23 protein-coding genes are annotated in these 21,628 nt (G+C 34.0%); 11 read left to right on the plus strand and 12 right to left on the minus strand.

Annotated features, from left to right (window positions below; all coding sequences use genetic code 11):
* The first annotated feature begins 21 nt into the window (after positions 1–21).
* Together C5F50_RS11440 and C5F50_RS11445 are read left to right on the plus strand one after the other, a co-directional pair.
* Positions 22–816, plus strand: coding sequence for an AAA family ATPase (locus tag C5F50_RS11440; RefSeq protein WP_179371442.1), 795 nt, complete (start codon positions 22–24; stop codon positions 814–816).
* Positions 817–2,379 carry a vWA domain-containing protein gene (locus tag C5F50_RS11445; protein WP_179371443.1) on the plus strand — a complete coding sequence of 521 codons (1,563 nt, stop codon included), beginning with the start codon at positions 817–819 and terminating at the stop codon, positions 2,377–2,379. It begins immediately after the preceding gene.
* On the opposite strand, the gene C5F50_RS11450 is transcribed toward C5F50_RS11445, so the two are convergent.
* Positions 2,368–2,625, minus strand: coding sequence for a hypothetical protein (locus C5F50_RS11450; RefSeq protein ID WP_179371444.1), 258 nt, complete (start codon positions 2,623–2,625; stop codon positions 2,368–2,370). The genes C5F50_RS11445 and C5F50_RS11450 overlap by 12 nt on opposite strands.
* 123 nt (positions 2,626–2,748) lie before the next feature.
* Here C5F50_RS11450 and C5F50_RS11455 point away from each other — a divergent pair, with 123 nt between their 5' ends.
* The 5 genes from C5F50_RS11455 (at position 2,749) to C5F50_RS11475 (ending at position 6,285) form a co-directional block, all read left to right on the plus strand.
* A complete protein-coding gene (locus tag C5F50_RS11455; RefSeq protein WP_179371445.1) occupies positions 2,749–4,290 on the plus strand; it encodes a pyridoxal-phosphate dependent enzyme in 1,542 nt (513 codons plus the stop codon).
* A 4-nt stretch (positions 4,291–4,294) separates the two neighbouring features.
* Positions 4,295–4,750: an ASCH domain-containing protein gene (locus C5F50_RS11460; protein WP_179371446.1), complete on the plus strand. Its 456-nt coding sequence runs from the start codon at positions 4,295–4,297 to the stop codon at positions 4,748–4,750.
* 64 nt (positions 4,751–4,814) lie between these two features.
* The gene (locus tag C5F50_RS11465; RefSeq protein WP_179371447.1) at positions 4,815–5,378 is read left to right on the plus strand and encodes a TATA-box-binding protein; all 564 of its coding nucleotides are present in this window, start codon (positions 4,815–4,817) and stop codon (positions 5,376–5,378) included.
* Positions 5,379–5,414: 36 nt separating this feature from the next.
* Positions 5,415–5,636: a hypothetical protein gene (locus C5F50_RS11470; protein ID WP_179371448.1), complete on the plus strand. Its 222-nt coding sequence runs from the start codon at positions 5,415–5,417 to the stop codon at positions 5,634–5,636.
* Between the two features lie 61 nt (positions 5,637–5,697).
* The gene (locus C5F50_RS11475) at positions 5,698–6,285 is read left to right on the plus strand and encodes a hypothetical protein (protein ID WP_179371449.1); all 588 of its coding nucleotides are present in this window, start codon (positions 5,698–5,700) and stop codon (positions 6,283–6,285) included.
* Here C5F50_RS11475 and C5F50_RS11480 read toward each other — a convergent pair.
* Positions 6,275–6,967, minus strand: a complete 693-nt coding sequence (locus C5F50_RS11480) for a hypothetical protein (protein WP_179371450.1) — start codon at positions 6,965–6,967, stop codon at positions 6,275–6,277. The two genes, C5F50_RS11475 and C5F50_RS11480, sit on opposite strands and share 11 nt — an antisense overlap.
* Before the next feature lie 105 nt (positions 6,968–7,072).
* A complete protein-coding gene (locus tag C5F50_RS11485) occupies positions 7,073–7,249 on the minus strand; it encodes a hypothetical protein (RefSeq protein ID WP_179371451.1) in 177 nt (58 codons plus the stop codon).
* Positions 7,250–7,374: 125 nt separating this feature from the next.
* Here C5F50_RS11485 and C5F50_RS11490 point away from each other — a divergent pair, with 125 nt between their 5' ends.
* Entirely contained in the window at positions 7,375–7,716 is a 342-nt protein-coding gene (locus C5F50_RS11490) for a P-II family nitrogen regulator (RefSeq protein ID WP_179371452.1), read from the plus strand.
* Between the two features lie 156 nt (positions 7,717–7,872).
* On the opposite strand, the gene C5F50_RS11495 is transcribed toward C5F50_RS11490, so the two are convergent.
* The 5 genes from C5F50_RS11495 to C5F50_RS11515 all read right to left on the minus strand — a co-directional run bounded on the left by C5F50_RS11495 (position 7,873) and on the right by C5F50_RS11515 (position 16,095).
* The gene (locus C5F50_RS11495) at positions 7,873–8,112 is read right to left on the minus strand and encodes an Lrp/AsnC family transcriptional regulator (protein WP_048071573.1); all 240 of its coding nucleotides are present in this window, start codon (positions 8,110–8,112) and stop codon (positions 7,873–7,875) included.
* Between the two features lie 140 nt (positions 8,113–8,252).
* The gene (gene dusB, locus C5F50_RS11500) at positions 8,253–9,215 is read right to left on the minus strand and encodes a tRNA dihydrouridine synthase DusB (protein WP_179371453.1); all 963 of its coding nucleotides are present in this window, start codon (positions 9,213–9,215) and stop codon (positions 8,253–8,255) included.
* Positions 9,216–9,274: 59 nt separating this feature from the next.
* Positions 9,275–11,446 (minus strand): thrombospondin type 3 repeat-containing protein, encoded by a 2,172-nt coding sequence (locus C5F50_RS11505; protein ID WP_179371454.1) that lies wholly within the window; start codon positions 11,444–11,446, stop codon positions 9,275–9,277.
* Positions 11,447–11,534: 88 nt separating this feature from the next.
* Positions 11,535–13,706, minus strand: coding sequence for a thrombospondin type 3 repeat-containing protein (locus C5F50_RS11510; protein WP_179371455.1), 2,172 nt, complete (start codon positions 13,704–13,706; stop codon positions 11,535–11,537).
* A 10-nt stretch (positions 13,707–13,716) separates the two neighbouring features.
* Positions 13,717–16,095, minus strand: coding sequence for a thrombospondin type 3 repeat-containing protein (locus C5F50_RS11515; protein ID WP_179373014.1), 2,379 nt, complete (start codon positions 16,093–16,095; stop codon positions 13,717–13,719).
* Positions 16,096–16,289: 194 nt separating this feature from the next.
* Here C5F50_RS11515 and twy1 point away from each other — a divergent pair, with 194 nt between their 5' ends.
* The gene (gene twy1 / locus C5F50_RS11520; RefSeq protein ID WP_179371456.1) at positions 16,290–17,318 is read left to right on the plus strand and encodes a 4-demethylwyosine synthase TYW1; all 1,029 of its coding nucleotides are present in this window, start codon (positions 16,290–16,292) and stop codon (positions 17,316–17,318) included.
* On the opposite strand, the gene rdgB is transcribed toward twy1, so the two are convergent.
* Positions 17,296–17,844, minus strand: a complete 549-nt coding sequence (rdgB, locus tag C5F50_RS11525; RefSeq protein ID WP_179371457.1) for an RdgB/HAM1 family non-canonical purine NTP pyrophosphatase — start codon at positions 17,842–17,844, stop codon at positions 17,296–17,298. The two genes, twy1 and rdgB, sit on opposite strands and share 23 nt — an antisense overlap.
* On the minus strand, positions 17,828–18,448 hold the full coding sequence (locus C5F50_RS11530; RefSeq protein ID WP_179371458.1) for a KEOPS complex kinase/ATPase Bud32: 621 nt from the start codon (positions 18,446–18,448) through the stop codon (positions 17,828–17,830). Before C5F50_RS11530 ends, rdgB begins: the two co-directional genes overlap by 17 nt.
* A 37-nt stretch (positions 18,449–18,485) precedes the next feature.
* Here C5F50_RS11530 and C5F50_RS11535 point away from each other — a divergent pair, with 37 nt between their 5' ends.
* Positions 18,486–18,797 (plus strand): hypothetical protein, encoded by a 312-nt coding sequence (locus tag C5F50_RS11535; RefSeq protein ID WP_179371459.1) that lies wholly within the window; start codon positions 18,486–18,488, stop codon positions 18,795–18,797.
* 9 nt (positions 18,798–18,806) lie between these two features.
* Here the strand turns inward: C5F50_RS11535 and kae1 are convergent, their stop codons facing one another.
* Both kae1 and C5F50_RS11545 read right to left on the minus strand, forming a co-directional pair.
* Positions 18,807–19,790 carry a KEOPS complex N(6)-L-threonylcarbamoyladenine synthase Kae1 gene (kae1, locus tag C5F50_RS11540; protein ID WP_179371460.1) on the minus strand — a complete coding sequence of 328 codons (984 nt, stop codon included), beginning with the start codon at positions 19,788–19,790 and terminating at the stop codon, positions 18,807–18,809.
* A 1-nt stretch (position 19,791) separates the two neighbouring features.
* Positions 19,792–20,979, minus strand: coding sequence for a redox-regulated ATPase YchF (locus C5F50_RS11545; RefSeq protein ID WP_179373015.1), 1,188 nt, complete (start codon positions 20,977–20,979; stop codon positions 19,792–19,794).
* 74 nt (positions 20,980–21,053) lie between these two features.
* Between C5F50_RS11545 and C5F50_RS11550 the strand changes: the two genes are divergently transcribed.
* Complete coding sequence (locus tag C5F50_RS11550) at positions 21,054–21,602, plus strand: adenylate kinase family protein (RefSeq protein ID WP_179371461.1); 549 nt, start codon at positions 21,054–21,056, stop codon at positions 21,600–21,602.
* Positions 21,603–21,628: the final 26 nt, after the last annotated feature.

Consider the following 21,628-nt stretch of genomic DNA (forward strand, 5'->3'; position numbering starts at 1 on the left):
TTAAATCAATGAAAACGTACTTTGGAAGAAGTTCAATATCTTGATTGGAATAATTCAACTCAGATTCTAAACAAAGCATTTGAAGCGGGTCTTTTTGTTCTAATTATTGGACCTAAAGGTACTGGAAAAACATCACTTGTCAGAGATTTTGCAAAAAACAATAATGGGAATCTACAATCAATCAATTTCAGCCTTAGAACTAGAGAGAGTCATCTGGTAGGCTCAAAAACGCTTACTGATGGAACTGTGACCTTTGATGAAGGAGTTTTGATAAAATCAATGAGAGAAGGAAATATGTTATACTTGGATGAGATTAACGCGGCTGAAGCAGATGTCTTACTCAGACTTGATGAAGCATTAGATGATAGACGACAAATTGTTTTAAAAGAATCAACTGGAGAGTTAATCAAGGCAAAAGAAAATTGGTTTGTGATTGCAACAATAAATCCATTAACTCATAGTGGAACAAAAGAACTACCACCTCAAATACTAAGCAGATTCCCAGTACGAATTAGATTAGAATATCCTCCAGAAAAGATAGAATTAGAAATTGTAAAAAAACATGTTTCTGGAGAACATGAATCAGAAATTATTCAAGCAATAAAATTAGCAAACATATTAAGACAAGCAGCTGCTGTTGAAGAATTATTTTACTCACCTAGCTTGAGAGAAACCATTGCTTTTGCAAAATTATTAGATAAAGGCATGTCTGCAAAAAAAGCAGCAAAATTTGTTTTTGGTAATGTTTACACACAATGGGGAAATATAGAATATCAGAAGGTAAGTGACATCATTACGTCGATGTTTGGTAATTAAATGCAAACAATTCAACTGCAAACAGAATCCATTGTAGAGATTGCCACTTTTCTTGTAAGAAGGTGGTCTGAAAAAGAAAATATGATTGTTGAAATTTCAGACAAGGTTGAAACAAAAACAAGATTAAATGAAAATAAAGTAATCTTAACACCGCTAGAAAAAAGAATTGGAAATGATTTTCAGAAATACCGTCAATTTAGGACATCATTATGGTATGAAGCAATGAGAGTGAAATTTTGTAAAAAAATTCTCAGTAATGATCATGCATTTGGATTTATTCTCAATACATTGGAAACACAAAGAGTAGAAAGGCTAGGTAGAGAAATTTGGAAAGGAATGGATGATGAAATCATCTTTAATTATACATACATGCTTGTTGCAAGGCCACAACTACATACAGTTTATGGAAAAGCAAGGGTTGTAGAAGCATTTTATCAGTATTTCATGTTTGGTATAATTAAAGGAGAAATTCAGTCAAGCCAATTTGAACAAATTAAAAAGGCAACAGCATTTGCAAAAAAAATAGTCAATAAAGCAATAGATGAAAATTATGAAACTGAATGGCTTGAAGAAAATGTAAGTGAAATAATTAAAATTCTAGAAATTGATTCACTTTTAACAATACCTGTGTCCTTACCTTTTATGAAAGCAGGGATGGCACTATCTGAACAAGAATTACTAAAAGTTCTAAAGATAATTTCAAAAAATAAAGAAGGTGATTTTGGTTCAATAGATCCTGCGGCTATAATGAGGGGAGAGAATGTTTATGATGAATACAAAGTATTACTAGATGAAAATAAAAAAACAGAGAACAAAGGATTGAATCCAGAAGCAATAGGAGTTCAAGTTCCTTCTACAAAAAATGTTGATGAAACAATAATTTATGATATGAGTTTGATAAACGGATTAAAAATGAAATTTAAAGAATGGAAAACAGGTTGGAAAGAGCAACATCTAAGAACTGGAGATGAGTTTGATGAGGAAAATTACATTGAAGGTAACGAACCATTCTTTACAGATGTAAAAAAATCTATAAAAACTAAAATTGTGATCTTGTTAGATCATTCTTCAAGTATTGCATCAGATTCCATAGAATATAAAAAAGCAACGCTTGCTCTTTGTGAAGTTTTATCTTATCTTAAAGTAAAATTTGCAGTATATGCATTTAGTACAGAAAATAGATCAGTGGTTTGTTGGTCCGTAAAACCAGATAATGTAAAATGGAATAGCATTACTGCAAAACGATTAGCTCAGATTGTAGCCAATGGCTCTACACCACTAGCAGAAGTATACGATAAGATGTTTCCAATTTTACAATCAAAAAGACCAGATATTTTTTTGACATTGACAGATGGAGAACCTTCAGATCCTGATGCAGTAAGAATAATGATCAAATCATTCAAAGGATTAGGCATCAATATGGTATCTTTGGGTCTTGGCCCAAATACCGTAAGAGCAACCACCATTGCAAATAATCTAAAACATTTAGGTTATGAAAAAACTATGGCCGTAAGTAGATTAAAAGACATTCCAAGTAAGGTAATTAGCATTTTAGATGTGTGAACTACCACTCGCTAAAGCATCGTGGCTTCTTCCTGCTTCATCGAGCATCAAAGTTGCTTTCGCAGACGTTTGTGGTTGTGGCTCTCCCAACCCTGTGTCGGGGTCTATCTTTTCAGATTCAGGCGTTTGTATTTTGATGGTTTCCACAGTTCCTGCGATACCATATGTCATTGGTTTTCTTACACGCATATTGTATTTGAATATTTCATTGTGTTTTGTTTTGAGTTGTGGTGTGTTCGCTTTCATCCCAACCCTAAAGGGTTTGGGTTTTCCCGCTCACATTCTAAAATCAAAAATTCAATTCACACTATTTTTCTTATGAGATATTTTATATGAGATTACAAATGATGAAGATTTAGAGGGATAAAGATGGATAAAAATCAAAGTAACAATATGCTATTGCAAAAATTTGAAGATGAAATATGGAATAAAATACCTCATCTAGAAGAAAATAAAATAGTAAATCCAACACCACTAGTTGATCTAACAGAAGATCTGAAAGAATGTGCTAAAAGCATTTACAAATTAGATCTTGGCGATAAAGATTTGAAAATTTATGGAAAGTTTGATTCAACATTACTTAGCGGTTCAATCAAAGTCAGAGCTGCTGCTCATATCATTCATGACGCAATTGTTTCTGGAAAATTAAAAGAAAATCAAACAGTGATTGAAGCTACTTCAGGAAACTTTGGAATAGCACTTGGACAATTATCAAAAATAGGAGTAAATGTAGTTGCACTTGTATCTAGAAAATTACAAGAAGGAGTCTTTAAAGAATTAAGAAACGAGAACATTCGAATTATGGATTTGGATATGGATATTTGTCCAGCACCAGGAATGGAGAATAAAGCAGATGAGTTAGCTGCAAAAGCAACTGCAGCAAATATTCGATCACAGTTATCAGATCTTGGATTTGATCCTGAAATTTTTGATAATAATATTCAAGAGATAGAAACATTATTAGCTAAACAAGACGTCATAAATTTAGCAAGAGTTCTTGCAAAAATTTATGATTTATTCTGTCCAAAACAATATGACAATGAATTGAATATAGAAATTCATAGAACTGTGACTGCTGTAGAGATTGATCAACAATTACATGAAAATGGAGACTCGTTGAAAGATTATCAGATAGTTTGTTCATTTGGTACTGGTGGAACTTCTGGAGGATTGAGTCAACATATGGCTGAAAAATATGATAAAAAATCAGTACATGTTGTTTTTCCTAGTCCAGGTCAAGATGTTGCAGGAATTAGAACAAAAGCCAAAGCTACAGGATTAACACTATACAAACCTGAAATCTATGCTGCAGAGCATGAAATAGATTATGAAAAGGCAAAATTCCTTTTGAAATTTTTTGTCGATAAAGGTCATGATATAGGAGAAAGTACAGCTCTTGCATTATTTTCTGTAATGCAGATGGCAAATTCAGGAAATTATAATAAATTTGTAGTAATTGTAGCTGATGGAATTGGAAAATACAAAAAGAATTTTGAACAAATATCAAAAAAGCAAATTCCAATGACAATTTCCTTAGAAGACGCATCATCAATTGCAGAAGATTATGACAGGATAATTTGGGTTCATACTCAATACACTCCTAAAGAAGAGGGCATTGAAATGATTGCAAAATCATTAGGTGTTGATAAATCAAAAATTTCTGTTCCTAAAGCGAGGACTATTAATCAGCTATTATCAACACAACAGGTTCCAGAAGATCTAAAAAAGGAACTAAATGGAACAAAAGGAAAGTCATTGTTAGTATGTATGGCTGGAAATACGTCACTTATGACGGCACAAGTTTTGGCCAGTAAGGGAATAATTACCCAAAGTTTGACTGGAGGAATAACAAATTTGCCTGAAGGAAGAGGCAGAAATCCCGGTGAATTCATTAAAGCAGCTACCGAATAATATCTTGAAATGTCTTTCAGTCTCTCAACCATTTGCTGATTTAATAATTTCTGGAAAAAAAACTATTGAATTACGAAAATGGAATACTAATTTTCGCGGAGAATTTTTGATTCATGCACCATTGAAAATCAGAATAGAGGATTGTAAGAGACTAAAGATGAATAAGAAATTTGTCACTGGCGCAATTGTAGGAAAAGCTGAAATTTATGATGTAAAAAAGTACAGTTCAATTAAAGAAGTAAAAATAGATCAAAAATTATATTTAGCATCAAAAAATTTTCATGACAGAACTTTTGGATTTAGATTAAAAAATGCAAAATCATTGAGAATTCCAATTCCGTGGAAAGGTCAACTAGGATTTTTTGATGTAAATTTACCAAAAATAAAAATCAAAAATGCAGAGATAGTATCAGACATAATTGATGAGGAATATCGTTACCAATGGATAGGTCATCATTAAGACTCGCAAAGATTCAAAAAAATATGACTAGTATATATAAAGGCGCTATTTAAAGTCCCTCGTTATGCCTCAAACAAAGCCCATTGTTAGTGTTGAAAATGTTGTTGCTTCAGCATCAGTAGACCAAAAAATTGATCTTAATGATATTACAAAAAAATTTCCTGATACAGAATACCATCCAGAACAATTTCCAGGACTAGTTTTCAGATTAAAGAGTCCTAGGACTGCAACATTGATTTTCAGGACAGGAAAAATGGTTTGTACTGGTGCAAAATCTGAAGAGATGGCAATTAAAGCTGTAAACACAGTTGTTCAAAAATTAAGAAAGGGAAAAATCAAGATAAAAAAAGATGCAGTTATCACAGTTCAAAATATTGTTGCTGCAATCAATCTTGGTGGAAAAATTCACTTAGAAAAAGCTGCAAGAACGTTACCAAGAAGTATGTATGAACCAGAACAATTTCCAGGACTTATTCACAGAATGCTAGATCCCAAGACAGTAATTTTGTTATTTGCATCTGGAAAATTGGTGTGTACTGGTGCAAAAAAAGAATCAGATGTCTATCGTTCTGTTCATAATTTACATGCGTTATTAGAAGAAAAGAATCTAATGATTTATGATCAATGATTTTTTCACAATTCATATATTTTAAAAAAGTAGAAATTGACTGAAGATAAATTTAAAAATGAAAAAATAAAGTTGACTCCTGAAACTGGATTTAACTTAGTTGGGATGGATTATTTTGCAGAACCTGGTAATCAATTGTATTTGGTAGAGCATTTTGAAATGTATCAAGATGCACTAAATGCTAAAAAAGATAGAAAAAATCCAGACGAATATTTTGTTTTGTACAAGGGAACAGGAGAAGAATTTTTCTGCAGATAAATCAGATACTGTACTAAATTTTACAAACTCTCTTATCATTTGGTTTAAAACTTTCAAATGCATGGCCAATGAGACTAGTGATTTAATTGATACATTGTATGAAAAAGATAATTCAATTCAATCTGAAAATATTCCTCAACGAATTATTCGTAAAAGTCCAAAGGCAAAATATCAGATTTTTGATGAGTCAGAATTTACTCGTGGAAGAGAGGTTTTAGGCGATCTTATTGTTCATGGAATGATTGCCTCAGGTGGAACGGATATTGACTGGCTAATTGAGCACAAAGGTGGTTTTGTCATCTTGGAATTCAAGGGGTTTCACAACGATAAGATCAACATTGCCAAAGGCCAAATGATAGCGTATGAAAAATTACATGAAAAATTAAATCAAACTACTAAATGTTATCTTTATGTTGTGGGATGCGACGATATTGATTTTTCAAATCCAGATTCAACAGTGTGGATTTTTGAAATGGGTCAATGGAATGCAGGAATAATTCCTAAAAATACCAGTGACATTTACAGTAAAGAAGCAAGTACTAAAAACAAATTCATTGTTTATCGGGAATATATGGATGAAATTAGTGTAGAAAAACTAAGAGACTTGGTTGACTCACATTGGAAAGAGTTTGAAAAAATTACCCTTTAAATGAAAATGGGATAGATTTTGTTTCTTTGCCATTGTCTACTTTGATTGTATAAGTGCCAGAACTTTCCCACCCTTGTCCACCAGCAATAGCTAATGTAGAATACTTACCATTACTTTTTAGAGATACTTGTTCTGCCCATACAAGTTCATTTTTTGGATTTTCAATTGATAAGTTTACAGTTCCTGAAGTATTAGATGTACCACTAATTGAAATTAAATCTTTTTTGTTATAAGATGATAAGTCAGATTGTATAGATAATGTAACTGGAATAGAATTTTTTGGGTTTTCCACTTTTGGAGTTACATCAAGAACGCCACTAAAGGATACTGCAGATGCTATAATTATTATCAAAGCAACAGCTGCAATTCCCAGTATTGTTTTTGAATTTTTTGAATTAAAAGTTCGTATGGTTCGGGGTTGAAATGTTTGCATTTTTTGAATAGATGGAGTATTAGGGATTACAACATCAGGAATTTTTGGTTTTTTTTCTATTGATTGGGTTTGAATTACTTCAGGTCTTTTTCCTAGATGCTTTTCGGCAAGTTTTTGAACATAATTTCTTTCATAATTACTAATTACTTCATTATTTTCACAAGCTCTACAAATTTGCTTTAGAATCCTGTCATCTCCAAAGTCTTTATCTAAAAGTGCCTTGACATCATCAAGCAAAGAATTATTCATGTGTATTTTCTCTCCTATTGATTATTTATGAATACCTTGTTTAAGATTTTGATTAAGTTCTTCATGAAAATACAGGAATTTCAAATTTGAATATATTTTTAGAATTTATTGTAAGTAGGTTTTTTGGGCTTGAATAATGACTGTTCTAATGTAATCCTTGGCAGTAGAATCAGATATGCCCATCTGTTTAGCCCTCAGATAAAGATCATTTTCTGTAGGATTAGTCAGATAGTATTTTAAAAGATAATTGAGCCTATGAAATCTCCTTTCATCGCTTTTCATAATCTTACTTTTTTCTAACACTAAAAAGCCCAGTGGATAATAAAATAACCAATAATTCCATTGTATCATAAAATAAGAATAAAAACATATGATCTTTTTTAAACAATAGTAAAAAACAAATGAAAATGAAACGAATTGAGGCAACTATTCAAGCAACGAAGATGGGAGTTGTAACTGAGGCAATTAATGACCTAGTCGGAGGATTTACTATTCTGGAAGGAAATGGTAGAGGTTCCGGAAAGAGACAGCAGGTCAGATCAAGCAGAGGAACAGGCTCAGTCACTAAAGAATACAACGAAGTCGCAACTGTCAGTATAATTGTTGATGACTCAGATGTAGAAAAGGTTTCAAACGCAATTGCTGATGCAGCTTTTACAGGAAAGGGCGGAGATGGAATTATTGTTGTATCCAATATCGAAAGTGTATTGAACATAGCAACTAAAAAGAGCGGTACTGAAGCCCTCTAATCATTTTCTTTTCTAAAATTCAAAAATATTTGATTTGTAATGAACTACTGAGAGGTTTTAACTATTCCTCTCAGTGTGGTATCCCTTTGGGGGACATGCTTTTTGAAGGGATACATTGTATTGCAATCCAAGTATAAAAGCAAAAGAGTTTGAGACCTATTGTTGGCCTTCAATTCCCATCAAGGTCAGAGTAGAACGGATCTTTGGAATTTTCCTAATTTTCCAAGTAATGGTTTCACGTAATGCTTCAACTTGACCAGATTCAACTTTGGCAAGTATATCATATGCACCAAATGTACCATGTACTTCAACTACACCTTCAATGGATTTCAATTCTGAAATTACTGCTTCTTCAGAACCAAGCTCACAGTTTATGAGAACATAAGCTGTTGCCAATTATGATTCAACTCCAATTTTCATACATAAAATGCTATCATGAAATATATAAGAATAGTCCAAATTGCTTAAAAATTCAATACTAATTATGATTGAATCATGAACAAATGTAAAGTAAAATAGAATAATTTTATAAATTTCTAAGATATAGAATACGCATCATTCATAATTTTTTCTAATTCATCAATATTTTTTGAGAGAGTAATTTTGGAACGTAATTTGGAACCTCCTTTCATTCCTTTGGTAAACCTCATTGCCTGACTCTTGATGTTGGTAAATTTAATTTTGTATCTAACAGTTAGATGCAGATAATCAAAAAAAGAATCTAGCCTATCTTTGAAAGAATATTCATGATACGAGTTTGTTTTGAGATAATCATTGATTTGTTCAAATAAAAATGGATTTCCCATTGCACCTCTACCAATCATTACATAATCACAACCTGTCTCATCAATCATTTCTTTAGCATCTTCAGGGGTAGTGATATCACCATTTCCAACAATCGGAATGCTAGAAATCTCTTTAAGTTCTTTGATCATTTTCCAATCTGCATTTCCAGAATATCCCTGACTTACAGTCCTTGGATGTAGAGTAATCATTTGAATTCCTTCATCTTCTGCAATTTCAGCAATGTCTCTAAAAAGAAATTGACTCGCATTTGTCACACCAGAACGAATCTTTAATGTTACAGGTTTTTTTACAGCATTAACAAGAGTATTGAAAATTTGTTGAGTTAGATTTACTTCTTGCAGAAGAGCTCCTCCTGCCATTTGTCGAGTAATATGTGGTGCGGGACAACCCATGTTGTAATCAATAATATCAAAATAAGGTTCTACAATCTTTGCAGCTTTTTCTAATGCGACAAGGTCAGATCCAAACAACTGAATTGATAAAGGACGTTCTTCTTCTGAATACTCAATAAACTCTTGAATTGTTTTCATATTTTCTTTGAGTTGTTTTTCTTTGGCAATGATACTGTGAATATTTGTAAATTCGGTGACAACTAATCCAGATCCCATTTGTTTACATTGTAATCGGAGTGCGGGATCACTTACCCCTGCCATAGGAGCTAAAAACGCTCTGCTGGAGAACTTGGGAAGCATGAGGTAACTTTACAGCATGAATATATTTACTATATCAAAATTTGTGTTAAATTATAGTACTAATTATCCGGACATCCGTCTGTGTCTCTGTCACCATCATAATCTTCAGGATCTAGAGGACATAGATCCTCATCATTAATAATACCATCAAGATCATCATCATGGACAAATCTCTGTTGTTCAGGTGCAATATCGGGGCAACCATCATGATCATTATACTTGTTCCATGTTTCAGGTTCAGTTGGACAAGAATCGATTGCATCATGATATCCGTCACCATCAGAATCAATTCTTGTTGGAGTGGTGGATTGAGCAGCTAATACATCGGGGCAACCGTCCCAATCCAAATATCCATTAAAGTTCTCTTGTTCATCAACACATGCATCTTTTCGATCATCAATTCCATCGCCATCAGAATCTGGGAAAGTGTATGATGAAACATTAGAGCCAGTCGAGTCAGGGCAGCCGTCCTCATCTTGATAATAGTTGTAAGTTTCAGGCTCTAGAGGACATGCATCAGAGACATCTACAATGCCATCCATGTCTGAGTCCAATGTAAATACAAATTTGTCTGGGCAGCCGTCCTTGTCTTGGAATTGATTAAATGTTTCAGGTTGGTTTGGACAAGAATCTAAATTATCAACAATTCCATCACCATCAGAATCAGATGTTAGTTTGTTATCGGCAATTAGATCAGGACAGCCGTCATCATCAAGATACCTGTTGAAAGTTTCTCTTGCATTAGGACATTGATCTATATTATCTGGAATTCCATCAAAGTCTGAATCACCAAATGAGTCATAGGCTATAGTATCAGGGCAGCCGTCCTCATCCTGGAATTGATTATATTTTTCAGCGATTGTGGGACATTCATCAAATATGTCAGGAATTAAATCATAATCAATATCAGACAATGCAGATTTGGAGATTCCCGGGATATCAGGGCAACCGTCTTTGTCCAGATAATTATTATAATTTTCTTGCTCATTAAGACATGCATCCCATCTATCATCTATTCCATCACCGTCAACATCTGGAAATAGATATGATGAAGTAATTGGGTCTGTGGCATCTGGACACCCATCACCATCTTTGAAAAAATTATAAGTTTCAGGTTCTAGAGGACAATCATCGGAAATATTTGGAATGCCATCCATGTCTGAGTCAAGTGTGGAATTAAGATTGTCAGGACAGCCGTCTGAATCCAAAATACCATTGAATGTTTCTGGTTGGTTTGGACAGTGATCTAAATTATCAACTATTCCATCACCATCAGAATCATAAGTAGATTTGTTATTCACAGTAGAATCAGGACAGCCGTCTTCATCTTGGAATTTGTTGTAAGTTTCTTTATTATATGGACAAACATCAAATTGATTTAAAATTCCATCACCATCAGTGTCTCCAGATATTGCATATTCGATTTCATCAGGACAGCCGTCTTCATCTTGGAATTTATTAAAATTTTCACGATCTAATGGACAAGCATCAACTGAGTCAAGTATACTATCATAATCAGAATCAATTAAACCATTAGAAGAAGCACCAAGTACATCTGAGCATCCATCCCAATCTAGATAACCATTATAATTTTCAGGTTCATTTAAACACTGATCCCATCTATCATCAATTCCATCGCCGTCAGTGTCTGGAAAATTATATACAGAATCTACAGCATCAATAGAATCAGGGCAGCCGTCTGTGTCCAAGTAAAAATTGTAAGTTTCAGGTTCCAGTATACATGAATCTAATGTATCAGATATTCCATCTCTATCAGAATCTCTTAAGCTAGATGCATCATCAGGGCAGCCGTCTTTATCATCAATTCCATTGAATGTTTCAGGACGATTAGGACACAAGTCCATGTAATCTGGATATCCATCTCCGTCTGAATCAGCAATTTCTTTTCCAACATCAGGAGTTAAGTCAGGACAACCATCCTCATCCTGGAATTTATTGTAAGTCTCTTTTACAGTAGGACATTTATCAATATGATCTTGAATTCCATCATAGTCAACATCATACCAGGGAACAAAATCGGCGGGACAGCCGTCTATGTTGTTACCATACTGTGGATCATAATCTTCTAAAAGATGAGGACAAAAATCAATACTGTTAGGCACACCGTCTCCATCTGAATCAATTGCTTCATTAGCAAAAACACTACTTGGTAACATACCAATAGTAGAAGTAAGCAAAAGTAAAAATCCTAGAAAATATTGTTTTTTCATTATCTCTGACTTTCGCTATTATCAAGTATTTATTAAATCTCACGTTAAATAGATTCTTCTAACAAATCAGAAATTAAGAAAAGTATGTTTAGGGATCTGGACAGCCATCAGTATCTCTGTCACCATCATAATCTTCAGGATCTTTAGGACATAGATCTTCATCATTAATAATACCATCAAGATCATCATCATGGACAAATCTCTGTTGTTCAGGTGCAATATCAGGACAGCCGTCGCCATCTAGATATTTATTCCATGTTTCAGGTTGGTTTGGGCAAGAATCGATTGAATCTGGATATCCATCACGATCAGAATCTGCATATACAGGAACAGTTGATTCAGCTCCAGGTACATCAGGACAACCATCTTTATCTAGATAACCATTAAAGTTTTCAGGCACATCAATACATGCATCCCATCTATCTTCTATTCCGTCACCGTCAGTGTCTGGGAATTGGTATTGTAGAGATGTAGAGTCTACAGTATCTGGACAGCCGTCATAATCTTGGAATTTGTTGTAAGTTTCAGGTTCTAGAGGACATTCATCTAAAACATTTAGAATTCCATCGCCGTCAGTATCAATTTTAGATGCTTGTTTGTCTGGACAGCCATCGCTATCTTGGAATCCATTGTAAGTTTCAGGCTGAGTTGGACACAAGTCTAGATTATCAATAATGCCATCACCATCAGTATCAAAAGCAAATTTGTTGTCTGCAACATAATCAGGGCAGCCGTCTGAATCTTGATATCTATTGTAAGTTTCTTTAGCAAGAGGGCATTGGTCTAAATCATCATAGATACCATCAAAGTCAGCATCACCAACTGTTTGAAAGTCAACGCTATCTGGACAACCATCTTCATCTTGGAATTTATTGTATCGTTCAGCTATTGTTGGACATTCATCTAAGTGATCTGCTATACCATCGTAATCAGCATCAAGCATATCGCCTGCAGTTGTTCCTTTAACATCAGGGCAGCCGTCCTTGTCCAGATAGCCATTAAAGTTTTCAGGCACATCAATACATGCATCCCATCTATCTTCTATTCCGTCACCGTCAGTGTCTGGGAATTGGTATTGTAGAGATGTAGAGTCTACAGTATCCGGACAGCCGTCATAATCTTGGAATTTGTTGTAATTTTCAGGTTCTAGAGGACATTCATCTAAAACATTTAGAATTCCATCCATGTCAAAGTCAAGCTTAGAATCAAAAGTATCCGGACAGCCATCGCTATCTTGGAATCCATTGTAAGTTTCAGGCTGAGTTGGACACAAGTCTAGATTATCAATAATGCCATCACCATCAGTATCAAAAGCAAATTTGTTGTCTGCAACATAATCAGGGCAGCCGTCTGAATCTTGATATCTATTGTAAGTTTCAGGACTGTAAGGACATGAATCATTTTGATCTGGAATGCCATCACCATCAATGTCACCAGTTATCATAATTTGTAAGGTATCTGGACAGCCGTCGCTATCTTGGAATTTGTTGTAATTTTCACGATCTAACGGACATTCATCCTTATCATCTGGAATGCCATCATAATCAGCATCAGGTGCTTCTAGAGAAGTAATACCAGGTACATCAGGACAACCGTCCTTGTCCAGATAACCATTAAAGTTTTCAGGCACATCAATACATGCATCCCATCTATCTTCTATTCCGTCACCGTCAGTGTCTGGGAATTGGTATTGTAGAGATGTAGAGTCTACAGTATCTGGACAGCCGTCATAATCTTGGAATTTGTTGTAAGTTTCAGGTTCTAGAGGACATTCATCTAAAACATTTAGAATTCCATCGCCGTCAGTATCAATTTTAGATGCTTGTTTGTCTGGACAGCCGTCTTTATCATCAATTCCATTGAATGTTTCTGGCTGGTTTGGGCAGGAATCCATATAATCTGGATAACCGTCATTATCAGTATCAGCTATCACTTTACCAGTTTCAGGAGTTAAATCAGGGCAACCGTCCTCATCCTGGAATTTGTTGTAAGTCTCTTTTACAGTAGGACATTTATCAATATGATCTTCAATTCCATCAAAGTCAGCATCATACCAGGGAACAAAATCAGCTGGACAGCCGTCTATGTTGTTACCATATTGTGGATCATAATCCTCTTTAAGATTAGGACATTGATCTATATTATTGGGGACTCCATCTCCATCAGTATCAATTCCTTCAGCTGCATAAACACCACTAGGAAACATGCCAATGGTTGAAGTAAGTAAAATCAAAAATCCTACAAGAAATTGTTTATTCATTCTTTAGCACCTATGGGTCAGGGCATCCGTCAGAATCAGCATCACCATCATAATCTTCAGGTTCAAGAGGACAGAAATCATTTTCATTGATTATACCATCTAAATCAGAATCATGTTTGTACCTTGATTGTTCCGGTAAAATATCTGGGCAACCATCACTATCTAGATACTTGTTCCAAGTTTCTTTTTGGTTAGGACATAAATCATTATCATCATATATTCCATCTCCGTCACTATCGACCCTTAGATTTCCAGTTGGTAATGTATCAGGACAACCGTCATAATCAACATAATTATTCCAAACTTCATTTTGTTTTGGACATAAATCCATTACATCAGGAACACCATCACCATCAGTATCAGGTTGTATGTCATCAACATCTGGGCAACCATCCTCATCTTGGAATCCATTATAATTTTCAGCAACTAGTGGACAATCATCTTTAACATCATTGATGCCATCGTTATCAGTATCAATTACAAATGATTTTTTCACAGTATCAGGGCATCCATCATCATCTTGGAATTTGTTGTAAGTTTCTTTAGCAGTTGGACATGCATCAATTGCATCTGGAATGCCATCTAGATCACGATCATTCTTTCCAATATAATCATCAGGACAACCGTCTCTATCGAGAATTCCATTATAGGTTTCTGGTTGGTTTGGACAATGATCATTGTAATCATTAATTCCATCTTTATCAGTATCTGGAATTCCTTTGTTATCTGCAACAGAATCAGGACAACCGTCCTCATCTTGGAATTTATTGTAAGTTTCTGGTGCTAATGGACATTGATCTTTTGAATCAATGATTCCATCATAATCTGAATCTAAGCTTGTAATATAATCAGGGTAATCAGGGCAACCGTCCTCATCTTGGAATCCGTTATATCGTTCTCTATCAAGTGGGCATTGGTCTACTGAATCTAAAATACCATCAAAGTCAGAATCAGATTCTGCCGGATTATCAGGACAACCGTCATGATCTTGATATCTATTCCAAGTTTCTGAGGATGTAGGACATTTGTCTAAATCATCTCTAATTCCATCACCATCTGAATCTAATACTGCAACATCAGGACAACCGTCTAAATCTTGATAACCATTAACAGTTTCAGGTTGTAGAGGACATTTATCAGTCAAATCAGAAATTCCATCTCTATCAAAGTCAAATGATGATAATGAAGAAACACTATCAGGACAACCATCATCGTCTTGATAGGCATTATAAGTTTCTTTAGCGGTTGGACATTTATCTAAACCGTCTGGAACTCCGTCTCTATCTCTATCTTGTGTAGATAGTGTATCAGGACAACCGTCTCTATCAAATATACCATTGAAAGTTTCTGGTTGATTAGGGCAAAGATCTACATAATCATTTATGCCATCACCGTCAGTGTCTGGCATTCCTTTATCAACACTAACAAAGTCAGGACAGCCGTCATTGTCTTGGAATCTATTGTAAGTTTCTTTTACTTGTGGACATTGATCAATACTATTTGGAATTCCATCAAGATCTGAATCAACATCACTTGAATAAGGAGGAATATCGGGACAACCGTCTTCATCTTGGAATCCGTTGTATCGTTCTGGTTCTAATGGACAGACATCATTAACATCTTTAATTCTATCACCATCTGCATCATTTAATGTACCATCAAATGATGGAGCTGAATCTGGACAACCATCATAATCAGCAAATCGGTTAAAAGTTTCTGGTTGATTTGGACAAATATCAAATTGATCTGCAATTCCATCTCCATCTTTATCACTAAATGAAGTATCTAGTAAAACATCGGGACAACCGTCTGTATCCCTATAACCATTGTACACTTCAGGTTCTTTTGGACATAAATCAACTTTATCTTGTAAACCATCGTTATCAGTATCAATAAAAGTAAAATCATTAACAGAATCAGGACAACCGTCCTCATCTTGGAATCTATTGTAAGTCTCAGCACTTAGTGGGCATTTATCTAAATTATCTGGAACTCCATCTCTATCTCTATCACCTGCACCAAAATCATCAGGACATCCATCAGTATCTAAAATACCATTGAAAGTTTCTGGTTGATTTGGACATTTATCTACCAAGTCAGTAAAACCATCACCATCAGAATCAGGTAATCCACCAGGTCCACCACTTGGTGATAAATCAGGACAACCATCCTCATCTTGGAATTTGTTGTATCGTTCTTTAAGAGTTGGGCATTGATCAAGATGATCTTCTATTCCATCAAAGTCTTCATCATACCATGGAACAAAATTAGACGGACATCCATCTATTACACCTTCATAATCTTCTCGTAAATTCGGACAAGCGTCAATTGAATCATCAACTCCATCTTTATCCAAGTCATCATCAGCAAAAGCTGGGCTGAGAGGCATGCTAGTTAATGTAGTTACAAACAACAATAGGAATGGTAAAATATGTATTTTTTTCAATGCCTAAAATTACCCAGAGGATCCAGTAATTAAACCTCACTCTGAAATTGGCTCAGATTTTTAATTATTTTGGAAATATTTTCCATCTTGGAGAAAAACTCGATCAATTTAAGTAAACCAGAACAAGATTTGAAACCATGAGTTGCTCAGGTGAGATAGTCAAAGAAGATGATCGATTAATACAGATCAAGCCTGCAATATCTGAGCAATTAAAAAAAGCAAAATACGGTGTTGCTGATCACTCAACAGTAGAACTATGTCATTGGACAAAAAAATCATTCAAACATGAAGGGAGTTGTTACAAACACAAGTTTTATGGAATTTCAACTCACAGATGCATGGAGTTTTCTCCAGCTGGCATGCATTGTGAGAATCGCTGCGTATATTGTTGGAGACCAATGGAATTTTATGATTCAATGAAGATGGAGCCAGAACAGGTTGCAGAACCAAAAGAAATTCTAACAAAGTTAATGGCTGAAAGAAAAAAACTGATCAACGGATATTATGGAGATTCTAGAAATGATAAACAAAGATTGGATGAATCATTGTTACCAAGTCATTATGCAATTTCATTGTCTGGTGAGCCAACAATGTATCCAAAACTACCAGAACTAATCAAATATCTAAATTCACTAGAGGAAACAAAATCAATTTTCCTTGTAACAAATGGACAAGAGCCAGACATGATTCAAAAATTACAAGACAAAGATGCATTACCAACTCAGTTGTATTTGTCAACAAATGCTGCAGACTATGAATCATTTATGAGAATAAACAAGCCAAAATACGATGATTCATGGGAGAGGTGGAATAGAACTCTAGACATGTTAAAGGATTTAAACACAAGAACAGTACTAAGAGTCACATTAATCAGAAATTATAACGATCAAAAAGAAGTAATTCCAGCATTTGCAGAAATGTTTAGAAAAGCAAGTCCACACTTTATTGAAATAAAATCATACATGCACATTGGACGTTCTACAAATAGATTAGAGCATGCAAATATGTTAGAAATGGAAGAAGTAAAAAAATTTAGTGAAGAAATTGCAAAACAAAGCAAGATATTTTCAGTGATGGATGAAAGTATAGTTTCAAGAATTTCAATTTTACAAAATAATGAGCGATGTATTGATCGTTTTATTCCTACTTATGCAAATACCAATTAGAAAATTTTTTCAATGCTTTGTATCTGTGAGATAATTTATTTTTCTCATTCATTTCAGCAAACGTCTTCCTTGAATTTTTTGGAACAAAGATTGGATCATATCCCCATCCTTTTCCTTTTTGCGATTTTGATATTATTCCATCTAGTTTTGCATCAAAGGATTGCAGAATTGTTTTATCACAATAAGTAATGATCGAGACAAACTTTGCTTGCCTATTATTTCTTAAGAGATTAAGAATTCCATCATTACCAATTGTTTTGAAAACATATGACGAATAAGGTCCAGGAAAACCCCCTAGTGATTTAATGAATAATCCATCATCTTCAATGATTACAGGTTTTTTAAATTTAAAAAATGCATCTTTTGCTTTTCTTAATGCCACATCATCAAGTGAATTTGATTGAATCTCTTCTAAATCTGATTTTAAAAAACCAAGTTTGATCCCAAAAGTTTCTAGAATGTTTTTTGCTTCTAGGTATTTGTGATCATTTGAAGATACAAAGTATAGATCAAACGACTTCGGCATATCTACCACGACTTTCAATCTCTGAAACTAGTTTAGTGATTTTTGTATAATAGAAAGTTCCAACTACAGATTTGTAACCCAGTAGAAAATTTTTCCAAGCAAATTGCATTATTTTAGCGTGAGCGCTGTTAAGAATTTCTTTGATTAGCCTCAAATCAACTGCATGATCTTCAGGTTTCATTGTATTTTGAGACAATCCAAAATCAATGACATAGACCATATTTTTGAATAGAATAAAGTTCGAAGTCGTTAAATCACCATGCATAATTCCATTTTTATGCAGCATTCCAACTAATTTTCCAATTTCTTTTGACAATTTAATAATTTTGGATTCAGATAAATCACGAACCGGTGTTCCAGGAATTTCTTGCATTACAATAGATGATTTTTCTAAATTTACAAAATAAACTAGAGGTGTCGGTATTCCAAATGTTCTAGCATGAGATATCATTTGAGATTCTTTAATTGTTCTTTGTTTACGTATTTTTGAGTCAAGTGAAGAATTGCGATAATTTTTTACTTTTCGAATTTTAAGAATTGCTTTAGAGTTTTGCCATTTAGTTTGATAAATGTCAGCTTCTGCACCTTTTTTGATTAATTTCATTAACGTTATATCCAGAGGAATTCAATAAAAATTAATCATGGAAAAAGGAGAAAATAGAATAAAACAAGAGGATTGTAGTGAAGATAATTTAGGAGCAGGAATTTTAACATTAACAAATAAAAGATTAGCATTTGATAAAACTAATGCAAGAATAATGGATTTTTCAAAACATTTTGGAGAAACTGTAATGGATGTTAAATTAGATGATGTCACAAAAGTTTGGAAAGAGGGATTACTAATGAAAAAAGTATGTTTTACTGCAAAAACAAATGATGGCGAACAAACTTTCAAGTTTGGAGTTTTTAACACAAAGGATTGGACTAAAACCATTGAAAAACAGATTAGTTGAAAACGAAAATCAATAATTAACTTTGACTGTATCTAATCTCCAAGATTGTGTTACAAAAGTATCTTTAAGAGAAGAACCAGATTTAACCTGAGATTCTAAAAGTCCAGTCCAACATATTTGACTTCCACAATCACCTGCATAACGTAACGGAACTACAAAAAACTTGCAATTGTGACGTTTACAAACATCTTGAAGCATTTCAGACAATCTTTTGTTGGCTGCAACACCACCCACTATCATTAATTCTCTTTTCTGTGTAAATGACAATGCACGTTCTACTGTTTCACTGATCATTGCAAAAGCAGTTTCCTGAATAGAGTAACATGCATCGACTTTGCTTTTTTTTGCAACAGTTTTTGTTGCAGATAATAAACCTGAAAACGAAACATCATTTCCTTTTACAGAATATGGCAATGTAACATAGTTTGACGACGTAGATGCCAACTCTTCAATATTTTTTCCACATGGAGAAGCAAATCCCATAGATCTTCCAAATTGATCAAGCAGTTGACCTAGTGTAATATCCAAAGTTTCACCGAAAACTCTCCATTGTTTGTTTAGAAATGCCAAAAGCATTGTATGTCCTCCAGATACCAAAAGTACCAGAGGATTTGATGCACCAGTAAGCAATTTTCCTAATTCAATGTGTCCAATTGCATGATTTACAGGATATATTGGAATTTTATAAAAAGAAGACAAAGATCTTGCAACAACTGCACCTACACGCAAGCAGGGACCTAACCCAGGTCCTGCAGCATAAGAAATAACATCTAAATCTTTGATGGATGTTTTTGCTTCTTTAAGACATTCTGATAGTACTGAAGAACTGTATTCTATATGATGACGCGATGCCTCACGTGGATGAATTCCTTCCCCATCAGCAGGGCGGTAAATTTTTCTAACATCTGAGAGAATTTTCCCATTTTTCCCTTTTTTTTCAATTATTGCACAGGAAAATGTATGAGCCGTGCTTTCAATACCCAAACCCAACATATTATCCACGACTTAATGTAGATACAATTTTGATGACGTCGCCATTTTTTAGTTTTTGATCACCACTAATTCTTTGCTTAGTTTTACAATCAATTGCATGTAGAAACCCCTTTGCAATATCTGCATGAATTAAACTTGCCAAATCTTTTGCAGTGGAATCCAGAGGAAGTAATTTGGTATCAGGTAAAACCGCACCATCTTTGTTAGTTAGCTTGGTTTCGTCTTCAACTGGATATACGACGATGAATTTTAATAAATCAAAAACTGCAGTATTTAGAATTTTTTGAATTCCTGTTGATGGAATTTTAGAAAAGATAGACTTTACTAAATCAAGTGCTTTTCGTTGTGGAGGCAGAATTTCTTTTCCATCAACAATCGTAAAACTTGTATCACCAGAAGAATAATTTACAATTCCAGCTTTTGATGCTTTTCGTAATAATAATTCAGTTTCTGCACTACAAGGAATTACACAATCAGATATTTTATCAAGGATGCCAAGATCAGGACACAGATCTGCTTTATTTGCAGCAATTATCATGGGTTTTGTATTTTTTCTTAACTCTTTGACAAAGGTTTGGATATCAGAGTCTTGCCATTCCTTTGGATTTCTAGTCATAAGTCCTAGTTTTTGTAATACCTCTTGTACTTGAAAATCTTTAATCCCCAATCCAGTAAATCGTTTTGCAATACCGTCAGTAAGTTTTGCTCTTTTTTGATCTATTTCACGGACAATCTTATCCCATTCTCTTTTGAGAATCTCTGCAAACCATTGATCAAACTCATCTTGAACAAATGCTACATCTTCTAAAGGATCATGAGTTCCAACTGGAACTGGTTGTCCTTGAATATCAGTAGTTCCTGCAACGTCAACTACATGAATCAAAACCTCAGCTTGTCTTGCATCATCAAGAAACTGATTTCCCAATCCTTTTCCTTCATGAGCTCCTGGAACTAGTCCTGCAACATCAATGAGTTTTACAGGAATAAGACGAATTCCATTAACACAAAACTCATTTTCGTGTTTTATTCCAAAGTGTTTACATGCACAATCTGCTTTAACATATGCCACACCAACATTTGGTTCAATAGTGGTAAAAGGGAAATTACCTGATGCTACAGGAGTTTCAGTTGCAGCAGAGAAAAATGTTGATTTTCCAACATTTGCTTTACCTAGTAAACCAATTTGCAATATTGTCAAAAACTCAATTCTACTTAATTAGTATTGCAGAAATCGTTTAATCTAGTCCATCATGATTTTATATTATGTCAATAGTAATCACTGGAAATCCAGGCGTTGGGAAACACACCGTTGCAGAAAAAATTGCTCAGATATTAGGATTATCCATTATTGATATCAATAAAATTGCAAAAGATGCAGGAATGTTTGAAGAAAATGAGGGTGCAAATGATGTTGATACTGAAAAACTAAAGAAAATCCTTGCACAGAGAATTTCTGAAAATAATTTGATTGTAGGGCATTTAGCACCATATGTGTTAGAAAAAAACCAAGTAAAGAAAATAATTGTTTTAAGAAGAAGTCCATATGAATTAATTACAGTCTACAAAAATAGAAAATATCCAGATGCAAAAATTAAAGAGAACACAGGTAGTGAAATATTGGGAATTATTGTACATGATACAATTAGCAGATTTGAAGAAAAGACAGTTCAAATTAACATTACAGGGAAAACCATTCAAGAAGGAGTAGAAAAAGTGATTACTCTGATTTCCAGTAATGAAGGAAATGAAAAAGTGGATTGGCTTGATTTAGTTACAAAAAATAATGATTTAAGAAAATTTTTTGCTGATTGATTAAATAACGCCTTTGAGATTGTGAA

This window comes from Nitrosopumilus ureiphilus (assembly GCF_013407185.1).
GTDB lineage: Archaea > Thermoproteota > Nitrososphaeria > Nitrososphaerales > Nitrosopumilaceae > Nitrosopumilus > Nitrosopumilus ureiphilus.